At 61.6% G+C, this 12,178-nt stretch carries 13 protein-coding genes and 1 pseudogene; 10 read left to right on the forward strand and 4 right to left on the reverse strand.

The window, feature by feature from the left end; translation table 11 throughout:
* Positions 1–249 precede the first annotated feature (249 nt).
* Entirely contained in the window at positions 250–729 is a 480-nt protein-coding gene (locus tag ACW4TB_RS07615) for an isochorismatase family protein (RefSeq protein WP_012314699.1), read from the forward strand.
* A gap of 65 nt (positions 730–794) precedes the next feature.
* On the opposite strand, the gene ACW4TB_RS07620 is transcribed toward ACW4TB_RS07615, so the two are convergent.
* Together ACW4TB_RS07620 and ACW4TB_RS07625 are read right to left on the reverse strand one after the other, a co-directional pair.
* On the reverse strand, positions 795–1,496 hold the full coding sequence (locus tag ACW4TB_RS07620) for a DUF3053 domain-containing protein (RefSeq protein ID WP_012314698.1): 702 nt from the start codon (positions 1,494–1,496) through the stop codon (positions 795–797).
* Positions 1,497–1,623: 127 nt separating this feature from the next.
* On the reverse strand, positions 1,624–2,577 hold the full coding sequence (locus tag ACW4TB_RS07625) for a LysR family transcriptional regulator (protein ID WP_279931152.1): 954 nt from the start codon (positions 2,575–2,577) through the stop codon (positions 1,624–1,626).
* A gap of 147 nt (positions 2,578–2,724) precedes the next feature.
* Between ACW4TB_RS07625 and ACW4TB_RS07630 the strand changes: the two genes are divergently transcribed.
* From ACW4TB_RS07630 to ACW4TB_RS07645, 4 genes and pseudogenes are all read left to right on the forward strand, one after another.
* Complete coding sequence (locus ACW4TB_RS07630) at positions 2,725–3,552, forward strand: amidohydrolase family protein (protein WP_012314696.1); 828 nt, start codon at positions 2,725–2,727, stop codon at positions 3,550–3,552.
* Between the two features lie 42 nt (positions 3,553–3,594).
* Positions 3,595–4,388: pseudogene (locus tag ACW4TB_RS07635) on the forward strand (MFS transporter).
* Positions 4,385–5,125 (forward strand): SDR family NAD(P)-dependent oxidoreductase, encoded by a 741-nt coding sequence (locus tag ACW4TB_RS07640; protein WP_279931155.1) that lies wholly within the window; start codon positions 4,385–4,387, stop codon positions 5,123–5,125. Before ACW4TB_RS07635 ends, ACW4TB_RS07640 begins: the two are co-directional and overlap by 4 nt.
* Positions 5,122–5,931 (forward strand): sugar phosphate isomerase/epimerase family protein, encoded by an 810-nt coding sequence (locus ACW4TB_RS07645; RefSeq protein WP_279931157.1) that lies wholly within the window; start codon positions 5,122–5,124, stop codon positions 5,929–5,931. The genes ACW4TB_RS07640 and ACW4TB_RS07645 overlap by 4 nt, the downstream gene beginning before the upstream one ends.
* A 6-nt stretch (positions 5,932–5,937) precedes the next feature.
* Here ACW4TB_RS07645 and ACW4TB_RS07650 read toward each other — a convergent pair whose 3' ends face one another.
* Entirely contained in the window at positions 5,938–6,411 is a 474-nt protein-coding gene (locus tag ACW4TB_RS07650) for a YMGG-like glycine zipper-containing protein (RefSeq protein WP_254465868.1), read from the reverse strand.
* A 261-nt stretch (positions 6,412–6,672) separates the two neighbouring features.
* Here ACW4TB_RS07650 and ACW4TB_RS07655 point away from each other — a divergent pair, with 261 nt between their 5' ends.
* The 5 genes from ACW4TB_RS07655 to ACW4TB_RS07675 all read left to right on the forward strand — a co-directional run bounded on the left by ACW4TB_RS07655 (position 6,673) and on the right by ACW4TB_RS07675 (position 11,121).
* Entirely contained in the window at positions 6,673–8,004 is a 1,332-nt protein-coding gene (locus ACW4TB_RS07655) for a dicarboxylate/amino acid:cation symporter (protein ID WP_012314691.1), read from the forward strand.
* Between the two features lie 88 nt (positions 8,005–8,092).
* Entirely contained in the window at positions 8,093–8,953 is an 861-nt protein-coding gene (gene ttdA / locus ACW4TB_RS07660; RefSeq protein ID WP_042112009.1) for a L(+)-tartrate dehydratase subunit alpha, read from the forward strand.
* Positions 8,950–9,558 (forward strand): L(+)-tartrate dehydratase subunit beta, encoded by a 609-nt coding sequence (gene ttdB / locus ACW4TB_RS07665; protein WP_254465867.1) that lies wholly within the window; start codon positions 8,950–8,952, stop codon positions 9,556–9,558. The genes ttdA and ttdB overlap by 4 nt, the downstream gene beginning before the upstream one ends.
* Positions 9,559–9,849: 291 nt before the next feature.
* Positions 9,850–10,170 (forward strand): hypothetical protein, encoded by a 321-nt coding sequence (locus tag ACW4TB_RS07670; protein ID WP_012314688.1) that lies wholly within the window; start codon positions 9,850–9,852, stop codon positions 10,168–10,170.
* A gap of 135 nt (positions 10,171–10,305) precedes the next feature.
* Entirely contained in the window at positions 10,306–11,121 is an 816-nt protein-coding gene (locus ACW4TB_RS07675) for a substrate-binding periplasmic protein (protein ID WP_012314687.1), read from the forward strand.
* 33 nt (positions 11,122–11,154) lie between these two features.
* On the opposite strand, the gene ACW4TB_RS07680 is transcribed toward ACW4TB_RS07675, so the two are convergent.
* Positions 11,155–12,168 (reverse strand): XdhC family protein, encoded by a 1,014-nt coding sequence (locus ACW4TB_RS07680; protein WP_279931164.1) that lies wholly within the window; start codon positions 12,166–12,168, stop codon positions 11,155–11,157.
* Positions 12,169–12,178: the final 10 nt, after the last annotated feature.

A 12,178-nucleotide genomic window follows, 5' to 3' on the forward strand; every position in this document is an offset into this window, starting at 1 on the left:
GGACATGGATTTTCATGAGCGAAGACAACCTCTGATAGACATTGGGACGTTGGGCCATGGCGTCGCGGGCAAACCCTGAGGGAGCCAGCAATCTTCATCTGCCTGTTCACATAGACCCGTAAACAGGAAAAAGTTCTGGAAAACCGCAACTTAAGTCATTCGGGTGCAACGCTGGGTGCTGACCCAAGGGCGTCATCGGCCGCCAGGAACGATATACTCCGTGCCTTTGCCAGCGTCCCGGAGACAGTCATGCGGCAGGTTTTACTCATCGTCGATATACAGTCCACCTTCAGCCCGCCCGAGTGGCTGGTCGATGGTGTGCGTGCGTTGTCTGCGACGATCCCGACCGTTGCCTCGGTCCAGTTGCACGATGAACAGGTCACCCCGTTCGAGCGGCAGCTTGGCTGGCACCCTGCAGCAGAAGACGAGAGCCTGGTCGAGGCCGACAAGGTCTTTGTCAAGCACGGTTACAGGCAAACCGCCGAGACCATCGAGTACATCAGGGGGCTGGGCGTGGATCGGGTATTGGTCTGCGGGTTGCAGACCGAGACGTGCGTGCTTGCCGCCGGCTTTGCCCTGTTCGACGCGGGGCTGATGCCGACGCTGATCACTGACCTGACGGTGGGGTCTTCCCTGGATCGCTCAGGGAAACTGGGCATCGAGTTGTGGAAGCATCACTTCGGCAATGTCATCACCCGGGCTCAGGTGCTGGCCGAAGGTTGCGTCTGACGCGGTGCAGGCCGGTCGCTAGCGGGTGTGAGCAAACCCTCACCCGCCGCCTGAATCACAGCCGACTAACGCCCGAGCATCACCGTCTTCAGCCTTGCCTGGGCCTGCTGCACGGTCTTGGCCTGGTTGTTCAGGTCCGCCAGCAAGGCATTCAACTCAGCCTGAACGGTCGGGTCGGACACCTTCACGATGGCCCCGTTGATTTCTATCTTTTCCTTGTGCGCATCCACGTAGTCGGCCACCTTCAGGCTGCTGTCCAGGGTGCCGTTGATTTGCGGCAGCACGTCCAGGAAGGTGTCGGCCGGGACGCTGACGGTGCGCTCAAAGGCCTTGTCGTAAACCACCTTGAGGTCTTCCGGCTGCTTGAGCTGGGCATGGGCGGTGTCCGCCTTGGCCTTTTGCTCCTGCAATTGGGTGCCCATGTCGTTCAGGCCGGTCTGCACTGCCTTTATGTCGTCACGGCGGGCAGTGACATCATTGAGCGAGCGAACCGCGCCTTTTTGCAGCAGGTTACCCAGAGGTTGCACGGCGGCATCCATCGCGCCGTTGAACTGGGTGATGACTGCATAGTGATCGCTGTAGGGGCCAAAAGCCTTGGTTTCGTCTGCGCTCAGCTTGGGCACATGAACGCCTGGCTTGTCGACGATACGGGTCTGCAGGAATTCGCTGAAGGCGGCACGTTGCTTGGGTTCACTGTCGCCACAGGCGGCGAGAACAAGGGGCAGGGCGAGGGCGAGCAGCCAGCGGGGCTGGAATGAGACGTTCATGTCGGTGAATCTCCTGAGTGCATGGGTAGGCCTGCGCACCGTCAAGCGCTGCGCGGCGGTGCAAGGTTAGCGTTTTCCAGCCTGCGGATCCAATCTGGCAGCCAAGGTAAATCAAGACCCGCCGGCTTCACATGCTGGGCAACTCGAACCCGGGTATCTGCCGCCCCAGCTTGAGCGCCTGGCCATGCAGCACGCGCATCAGGTGCAGCGCCGCCTGCGACGGCGGTTCAAAACGCGAATGGACGAAGCTGATATCGAAGTGAATTTCGTCAGCCAGGCGCACCACGGCCAGGCCGCTGTCCTGTGCCACGAACTCATCGATCAAGGTGATGCCCATGCCTTGCTTGACCAGTGCCACGGCTTCGTTGGCATTGGTGAACGACAACAGCGAGTCCAGGTGCAGGCCGCGGCGCGCTATCTCCTCGGCCAGCAGCTTGCCGAACGGCATGTCCGGACGGAACAGTAACAGCGCGTGGCCTTCCAGCTGCTGCAAAGTCAGTGAGGGCTGCTGTGCCAGGGGGTGATCTGCGGGCATTACAGCGACCATGCGGCCACGCATGAAGGCCTGCGAATGCAGGTGGTCGTGTACCACCGGCAAGGCAGCGATCGACAGGTCGACCTTCTTCGACAGGATCTGGTTGGGCATCTCGCCCATCAGCGAGGTCTGCCATTCGATCTGCAGCGCAGGCGCCTCACGCTTGAGCTGAGCCAGGGCGATCGGGATCACCACCGTCGACAACGAGGCGCTGCAGGAGATCCGAAGTTTGCGGTGCGCGCCGGTGGCCAGCGCCAGAGCGCACTCATTGACCTGCAGCGCTGCCTGGTACACCCGCTCGACCTCACGGAACAGGATCTGCGCCTCGGCAGTGGGTACCAGGCGGTTGTTGATGCGCTCGAACAGGCGGTAGGCCAGACGCCCCTCGATGTAGCCGATGAGCTTGCTCACCGCCGGCTGCGAGACGTAGAGCATCTTTGCGGCGGCGCTGATCGAGCCAGTCAGCATGACCGCCCGGAACACCTCCATGTGCCGCAGTTTGAATACCAGTGCACTGGCATCGCTACCTTCTTTGCCGGGAAGCATGAGTATTACCTTAGGTTATGGTCTGCGCCATCTGGGTATGAGCGCTATCGCTACGCCCGCAGTATCGTGACCCCAGGCAAATCGCCATTGGTGGCGAACAATAACAAGATCTGCAGGCAAGCGCAGTGGCGCTTGAAGGAACCGCCTTTGAACATCTTTGACGAACCGAAGATCGATTGCCATAACCATTTGTTTGACCCTGCACGCTTCGCCTATCACCCCGATGCGCCCTACGCACCCTCCGGTCAGGAGGTCGCGCCGCTGGAGCAGTTCAACCAGGTGATGGATGCCTATGGCGTGCGCCATGCCTTGTTGGTTGGGCCCAACAGTGGCTACCACACTGACAACAGCTGCCTGCTGCATGCCTTGGCCAGCGGTCAGGGGCGCTTCAAGGGCATCGCGGTAGTCGATCGTCACGTCAGCCTTGAGCAACTGGCCGCACTGCGTGAGCAGGGCGTGGTTGGCGTGGCCTTCAACCCGGCAATGTACGGGGTGGCGAGCCTGCAAGACGTCGGGCCGTTGTTCGGCAAGCTTGCCGAACTTGGCCTGTTCGCCCAGATCCAGGTGTGCGAAGACCAGCTCGTCGAACTGCTGGGCCTGATTGAGCGCAGTGCGGTGCGGGTATTGATCGACCACTGCGGACGCCCGGATGCGGCGGCCGGTACCCAACAGGCCGGCTTTCAGGCATTGCTCAGGCTGGCCCGGCATGGGCGGGCCTGCGTGAAGCTCTCGGGCATGCAGAAATTCGCCGCTGTTGCTGCCCTGCATGAGCAGAGCAGCGCCTACGTGCACGAGTTGATCAACGCCTTTGGCCCGCAAGCCTGTGTATGGGGTTCGGACTGGCCGTTCATCCGCCAGCACACCCGGGTGGATTACGGCCCCTTGCTGAAGTTGGCCGAACGCCTGATGCCAGACCCGCAGCAGCGGCGAACCATCATGTGGGATACCCCCAAGCGCCTGTTCGGGTTTGCCTGACGCCTGCGCATTTGCCATTCCAATAACAAGAGAGCAATTGTCATGAATGCTGATCAGCCTATCGGTGCCGGAGTGTTCGACACGCCTGCGCGCCAGCAGCAACGTACCCGTACCCGTTTCATGATCCTGGCGCTGATCTCTGGCGGCACCATGATCAACTACCTGGACCGCAGCGTCATGGGCATCGCCGCGCCAAGCATCAGCGCCGATCTTGGCCTTAATGCGGCGATGATGGGGGTGATTTTCTCGGCGTTCTCATGGACCTACGCTGCTGCGCAGATTCCCGGCGGCATATTGATCGACCGGCTGGGCACCAAGCTCACCTACTGGTTGGCACTGACGTTGTGGTCGCTGTTCACCGGTCTGCAGGGCTTGGCCCAGGGGTTTCTGTCCTTGCTGGGCATGCGCTTTCTAGTCGGTGTGACAGAAGCGCCATGCTTCCCCACCAACAGCCGCGTGGTGGCGACCTGGTTCCCGCAAAGCGAGCGGGCCAGGGCGACGGGTATCTACACCTTTGCCGAGTACACCGGCCTTGCTTTTGTATTGCCTATTTCGCCCAGGGTATGTCGGCCCTGGCCTGGATGATCGTTTCCGACATCGCGCCCAAAGGCTTGCTGGGCCTCAGTGGCGGGCTGTTCAACTTGTTCGCCAACGCCGCCGGCATCGTTACCCCGTTGACCATCGGCCTGATCGTGACGGCCACGGGGTCATTCGTCTGGGCCCTGGTGTTCGTGTCCTCGATTACCGCGCTTGGCGCGCTGTGTTACCTGTTCATGGTGCGTGACCTGCGTCGCCTACCGGATATTCCCTGTGTTGAAAAAGGAGCTGAACAATGAGCCAACCCCTGCAAGGGCAAACTGCAATCGTCACTGGCGGCATGCGTGGCATCGGCCTGGCCATCGCCCAACGGCTGCACACCGCCGGTGCCCACGTGGTGATCTGGGACCTCGCGGTGGATGGCTGGGACAGTGTCGGCAACGGTTTCGAGCCAGTCCTGCGCCAGGCTGTGGATGTCGCCTCGCTGGCCTCGGTCGAGGCGGCATTCGCTGATGTACTGGCGCGTGTGGGGCAGGTCGACATCCTGATCAACAACGCTGGCATCAATGGGCCGGTGGTACCGTCCTGGGAATACCCGCCAGAAGCCTGGGACAAGGTCATCGCCATCGATCTGAACGGTGTCTTCTACTGCTGTCGAACGGCCATCCCGCATATGCGCGAGCGCGGCTATGGGCGGATCGTCAATGTGGCATCGATGGCGGGCAAAGATGGCGTGCAGTACATAAGCGGCTACTCGGCTGCCAAGGCCGGGGTCATCGCCTTCACCAAGGCCGCGGCCAAGGAACTGGCGCAGGATGGCGTGTCGCTCAACTGCATCGCCCCTGCGATGGTCGAAACCCCGTTGATGGCCGAGATGACTGCGGAGCATATCACGGCGAGCAAGGCCAAGATTCCTATGGGGCGTTTCCTCAAGGCTGAGGAGATTGCCAACATGGTGGCCTGGATCGCCGGGCCGGAGTGCAGCTTTACCACAGGCTTCGTATTCGACCTCAGTGGCGGGAGGGCGACTTATTGAAGCCGCTAGGGGTTGCCCACCTGACAGCGCTGGACCTTGCGCCTGAAGCGCTGGTGCGTGAAGCCGGCCGGGCCGGTTTCAGCACTGTTGGGTTGCGGCTGCACCCGGTGATGCCGGGTGCGCAAGCGTATCCGCTTGCGGTTGGTGGCCAGGCGCTACGTGAGCTGAAGGCTGTGATGGCAGGTGAGGGTGTAGGCGTTGCCGAAATCGAGTTCGTCTCGCTGACGCCGCAGGTGCAGGTTGGCAATTGTGCAGCGTTGCTGGCGGCAGGCGCCGAACTGGGTGCCACCAGCCTTACGGTGTCCGGGGATGATGAAAACGGTGTGCGGCTTGCGCACAACTTCGCGGCACTGTGTGAAATGGCCAAGGAGTATCGCTTGCGTGTGGACCTGGAGTTCATGCGCTGGAGGCCGGTGGCGACCCTGCAGCAGGCGCTGGCCGTGTTGAACATGGCTGGACAGGGCAACAGCGGGGTACTGGTGGATGCGCTGCATCTGTTCCGTTCGGGCGGGGATGTAGCGGCACTTGCCGAAGTCGACCCGCGCTACCTGCGAGCGGTGCAACTGTGCGATGCGCCGCTCACGGCGCCGGCTGAGGCATTGATTATCCAGGAGGCGCGTGAAGGGCGGTTATTGCCCGGGCAGGGGCAGTTGCCACTGGCAGCGTTGATGGGAGCGTTGCCGGCGGATGTGCAGGTGAGTGTGGAAACGCCGTCGGTAACGCTTCGCGGTGAAAACCGGTTGAAACATGTGCGTGAAGCGACGCACGGTTGGTTAGGCAATGTTTGTCTGCCATCCACCCGGTAGCCCAGATCAAGGATTGACCTGATATCCGCGCCCCTGCAGGCAACCGCTGTAGGCGCTGGCCTGCGCCGAGCTCTGTGCCTGATCCTCGGTGCGCCGATCCTCGCGGCGATCCTGGCGTTGCCGGGAACCGCCGACGACCGCTCCGGCAGCGGCCACTTCCCCAGCACGGTTCTGCCGATACTCTTGTTTGGCGTCGTCGCCGGCCCGGTCAGACAACGCTTCATGCTGGTTGCTGCGTACCTGCGCGCCAGCGGCACCGGCTGCAGCCCCCACAGCCGCGCCTTTGACCCGGCCACCGACATTCGGGCTGGAGGTAGTTGCGGCGTTGTTCGCGGCGTTGGCTGCCACGGTATTGCATTCATTGATATCCAGCTGCATCTGCTGGCTGCTCTGGCCTTTTAAGGGGACTACCGACTGGGCCTGCAGTGCCGGGGCTACGCAAAGCAGCACCAGCAGGAAACTCCCTGTGAACGGACGCATCACACACCTCCACTGAATGGGAATTGCATAAGACAGCATAGCCCCAGGTTGCGGCCCGCGACCCAGTCGACGACGAGCCGACTGATAACTTCAGGTAAACAATGACGTGAATTCAATTGTATTACCGCACTTCTGAAAACCGCTTACCTTAGGTCCACGTGACAACCGCACGTAACCTGGGCTAAAGCGCGTCCTGCCTGCACGCTGGTGCTAGCCCAGCCGCCACATTCATCCGACCACAACAATAATTCGGAGACGGCAATGGCCAAGCGATTGATAGGCAAGCTGTACGTACAAGTGCTGATAGGCGTAACGCTGGGCATTGTGCTCGGGGTGTTCTGGCCGCAGGTCGGCACCGACATGAAACCGCTGGGTGACGCGTTCATCAAGCTGATCAAGATGGTCTTCGCACCGATCATCTTTGCCACGGTGGTGCTGGGCATCGCCAAGATGGAAAACATGAAGGAACTTGGCCGCGTTGGCGTGCGGGCCTTGATCTACTTCGAGGTGCTGTCCACCTTCGCATTGGTGCTGGGACTGGTGGTTGTCAACCTGGTGCAGCCGGGGCAGGGCATGAACGTCGACCCCGCCACCCTCGATACCAAGGCCATCTCCACCTACACCGCAGCGGCCGCCAGCGGTTCCGGTGGGTTCACCGATTTCCTCCTGCACGTCATTCCCGGCAGCGTAATCGATGCCTTCGCCAAGAATGAAATCTTGCCGATTTTACTGTTCTCGACATTGTTGGGCATCGCGCTGGCCAACCTGGGTGAGCGGGGCAAGCCGGTAGTCGATGTGCTTGAGGCGTTTTCCCACGGCATGTTCCATATCGTCGGGATGGTGATGCGTGTCGCGCCGCTGGCGGCGTGTGGCGCCATGGCATTTACCGTCGGCAAGTATGGCCTGGGCTCGATCGTGTCGCTGGGTAAGTTGATGGCGACCATGTACCTGACCTGCTTCCTTTTCGTGGTGATCATCCTCGGCGCCATTGCGCGGCTGTCGGGCTTCAGCCTGTGGAAGTTCCTCAAGTATCTGCGCGAAGAGTTGTTCACCGTGCTGGGCACCAGCTCGTCCGAATCGGTGGTCCCGCAACTGATGCACAAGCTGGAGAAGGTCGGTGTATCCAAGCCGGTGGTGGGCCTGGTGATCCCCTCGGGCCTGACCTTCAACCCCGATGGCCAGTGCATCTACTACACCATGGCAGCCATCTTCATCGCCCAGGCTACCAACACGCCGCTAACCCTGATGGATCAGCTGCTCGTCCTCGGTGTGCTGCTTCTCACCTCCAAAGGTTCGGCGGGCGTTACCGGCTCGGGCTTCATCACGCTGGCCGCGACCCTGGCGACCATGGACAACATTCCAGTGGCCGGGATGGTACTGCTGCTGGGCGTCGACCGGTTCATGTCCGAGGCCCGCGCCATCACCAACACCATCGGCAATGCGGTCGGCACCATGGCCATCGCCAAGTGGGTCGGTGCGCTGGACAGCACCCGCGTGGCCCAGGTGCTCGACGGTCAGGCGGTGCCAGAAACCACCAAGCATTTATCGCCCACCCCCGCCGTACAGGCGGCGACAACACCGACAGGCGCCTGACCTGGCTGACGAGAATGACCTGACTTGAGATGCACTGAGGAGATAAACCGTGGATAAAGAAACAGCCGTGTCATCGCTGACCGACGTGATGGCCAAGTTCACCGCCTACATCGGCAAGCGCCTGCCCAAGGACGTTAAGGAAAAGACCGCCAAACTGCGCGCCGCAGAAACCAACCCGCTGGCCATCGCGGTCTACGATTCGATGGCCGACAACCAGGATTACGCCGACAAGCTCGACCGCCCCAGTTGCCAGGACACCGGCGTCATCCAGTACTTCATTTCTGCCGGCGCACGTTTCCCATTGCTGAGCGAACTTGAAGGCATCCTGGAAAACGCGACGCGCGAGGCCACCATCAAAGGCCCGCTGCGCCATAACGCGGTGGAAACCTTCATCGAGAAAAATACCGGCACCAATACCGGGTCGAAGATCCCGTGGCTGGACTGGGAAATCATCCCCGACGCCGACCACGCCATCGTCGATGTGTACATGGCCGGGGGAGGCTGCACCTTGCCCGGCTCGGCGAAGGTGCTGATGCCGGGGCAGGGCTACGAAGGGGTGACCGAGTTCGTGTTCGACGTGATCACCTCGCGCGGCGTGAATGCCTGCCCGCCGCTGCTGGTCGGTGTAGGGGTGTCGACCTCGGTTGAGACGGCGGCGCGCTTGTCCAAGCGGGCGATCCTGCGTCCGGTCGACTCCAGCCATCCCAACGAAAGCGCAGCGATGATGGAGAAGCTGCTGGAGGACGGCCTCAACGAAATCGGCATCGGGCCGCAGGGCCTGACCGGTAACAGCAGCGTGATGGGCGTGAACATCGAGTCCTCGGCACGCCACCCGTCGACCATCGGCGTTGCCGTGTCGACCGGTTGCTGGGCGCATCGACGCGGCAAGATCCGCATCAACGCCGACCTGTCCTATGACATTCTTTCGCACGAGGGTGTAGTTCTGTGAAAAAGATCCTCAGCACGCCGATCAAAGACGAAGACCTGGCCGGCCTCAACGTGGGCGATGTGGTCTACCTGACCGGCCAGTTGGTCACCTGCCGCGATGTCGCCCATCGCCGCCTTATAGAACTCAAGCGGGAGCTGCCGGTGGACCTGCGCGGCGGAGCGATCTTCCATGCCGGACCAATCGTGCGCAAGAAGGAAGACGGCAGCTTCGAGATGGTCTCCATCGGCCCGACCACCAGCATGCGCATGGAAAAGTTCGAGAAGCAGTTCATCGAAGAAACCGGCGTCAAACTGATCGTTGGCAAAGGTGGCATGGGCCCGGAAACCACGACCGGCTGCCTTGAAAACAAAGCGGTGCATGCGGTGTTTCCGGGGGGGTGCGCAGTGCTCGCTGCCACTCAGGTCGAGGAGATCGAGCGCGCCGAATGGCAGGACCTGGGCATGCCGGAAACCTTATGGGTCAACCGCGTGCGCGAGTTCGGGCCGCTGATCATTTCCATTGATACCAAGGGCAATAACCTGTTCGAGCAGAACAAGGCGCGGTTCAATGAGCGCAAGGGGGCGGTGATCGAGAAGATCAATAGCCAGGTGCGGTTCATCAAGTAACCCCCGCAACCACCAGTACAAGCCGACCAAGGCCCCCAGGTCGGCTTTGTTGCACGCCTGCCAGCGCAAAGCTGCACTAGAGCGCGTTCATTGTCTGCCAAACAATTGCATCGATAATCGTCCCTGGCGGCTGCAGGCAACCGGACGGCGCACACCGCTAGGGCGATGGGCCTTACCTATGGTATACAAGCCCTATTACCACACCACTCTCACCTGACGCCTGGAAGCGTTCCGGGTTGGTTGGTGATTTTCCTGCAACTGCTCCTTTTATAGAGAAACGGAGATTCGAAGATGACCGCCACCGACCGTCTGAGCCTGCTTCAGTATGAGCACCTGGGCCTGGACGATGTTGCCGCCGCTGAATTCAAGGTCGCTCTGGGTGAACTGCGCAAGTTGGCACTGGGTGATCGTTACGAACACCACGCCGCGCTCCATCTGGGCGATATCGCCGAAGCCGAAAACCGCCAGCAACTGGACCAGACCAAAAACTGGGGCATAGGCTTCCTGCAGGGGCTGACCTGCGCGCAAACGCTTACCGAAGAGCAAGTCAGGGCACTGCGCGGCGTGTTCCAGGCGGCGGCGAAGCGGTCTTTGGCGCGCATGCCCGGATAAATTTCTGGCAGCCAGCTGATTCTCGTCCAGACTCTGTAGAGCATGCGGGCAGCAGTACAGCAGACGTGCACAGGATGTGGCAGCCTTTCGCGACCACGGCTGGCCGCCTAAGGCCGCATGCACCGAGGGTTGTAGATGGTCGAGCGGTGGTCCGGCCGGTCTTTGCTGCTTTCGCTTTCCCTGTTTCTGTTGCCTCAGGCCTGGGCAGCGGAGGATGTCTGTCGGCAACTGACGGCCACCGGTAATCCGGAATATCCCCCTTACCTGTGGCGCGATCCGAACGACCCCCAGCGACTGATCGGTGCCAACGCCGACCTGCTTGACTACCTGGGCCAGGCGCTCGGTCTGAAAATGCAGGTGGTCTACGGCGGGCCATGGTCGCGGGCTCAGGAGCAGGTGCGCAAAGGCCGTATCGACTTGATGGCCGGTTACTTCCTGACCCAGGCGCGTCAGCAGGAGGCTGACTTCATCAGCCCGCCGTTCCTGCATACGCCAAGTGTTGTCTGGGTGCGCCTGGACGCTGCCTTTGCTTACCGTGGCTGGTCAGACCTGAAGGGGCGCAAGGGCGGCACCCTGGTCAGCAACAGTCATGGCCAAGAGTTTGACGACTATGCCCGGGCCAACCTTACGCTCGAAGCGGTTCCCAGCGCCAGGCAGGCGTTCGAGAAGCTGCTGCACAAGCGCAACGACTACCTGATCTATGAGCAGTACCCCGGCATGGCGCTGGCGCGCACGCTGGGTATGGACGAGCAGTTGAAGGTGCTTGATCCGCCGGTGTCCAGTGAGGGTTTGTACCTGGCCCTGTCCCATGCATCGCCGTGCAACCAGCCCAGGCTGCGTGAGCAACTGGCGCAGAAAATGAAGGAAATCGTCTCTGGGCCGCTTCCTGGGCAGCTACTGGCGAAGAACCTGAAGCGTTGGAAGCAGGAGCAAGCGGGCGCGCAGCATTGAGGCCGCGTGTGCTGTCGTTGGCGCACGTTCACGTCATGCACTGGCTTCCCGGGCCCGCTTGGCCTTGGTCACATTGGCCGCGCCGGGCAAGGCAACGCCGTTCTTGATGGCAAGAACCTCCGCCATGACGCTGACCGCAATCTCTGCAGGGGTCTTGCTGCCGATATAGATACCGATGGGGCCATGCAGGCGTTCGAGTGAGGCTTGCGTCTCACCGAAGTGCTCGATCAGCCGTTCGCGGCGCAGCTGGCTATTACGCCGAGAACCGATCACACCGATGTAAAAGGCTGTACTGTGCAAGGCTTCGAGCAGGGCCAGGTCGTCCAGCTTAGGGTCATGGCTCAGGCCAATGATGCAGCTGCGCAGGTCCGGGGCGAAGGCCCTGACCACGTCGTCCGGCATGCCGACTATCTTCTCCACGCCCGCGACATTCCAGCCATCCATGTATTCGCGGCGAGGGTCGCAGACGGCCACCTTGAAGCCGTTGAACAGCGCCATGGTCGCCAGGTACTCGGCCAATACCCCGGCACCGATCAGCAGCATGCGGTAGCCGGGGCCCAGGGTATTGACCATGCGCTGGCCATCGAAGCTGAACTGCTCCAGTGCGTGCGTGACGGCCAGGCTTACGCCACCGGTGCCAAGGTCCAGCTCGCGACGGACCAGGTTGCCAGCGTCCAACAGCGGCAGCAGCTGCTCAAGGCTGGGCAATGAAGGGCTGAACTCGAGTATCAGCTCCAGGGTCCCGCCGCAGGGCAGGCCAAAGCGATGAGCCTCGTCGGCGCTGACGCCATAACGCACCACGCGCGGCGGTCCTTCCGGCATGCTTTCGCCGTTGTAGGCGCTGGTGTAGCGGTGCACCAGATCATCCTCGATGCAGCCACCGGAGACGCTACCAATGACCCTGCCATCGCCACGCAGGGCCATCATCGAGCCCACAGGCCTGGGCGATGAACCCCAGGTGCGGGCTACGGTTGCCAGCAGCACCCGCTCGCCTGCCTTGAGCCAGTCACGGGTGGTGCGCAGGACCAACAGGTCGATGCTTTCCATTGACAGTGTT

The sequence above is a fragment of the Lelliottia jeotgali genome (genome assembly GCF_977070485.1).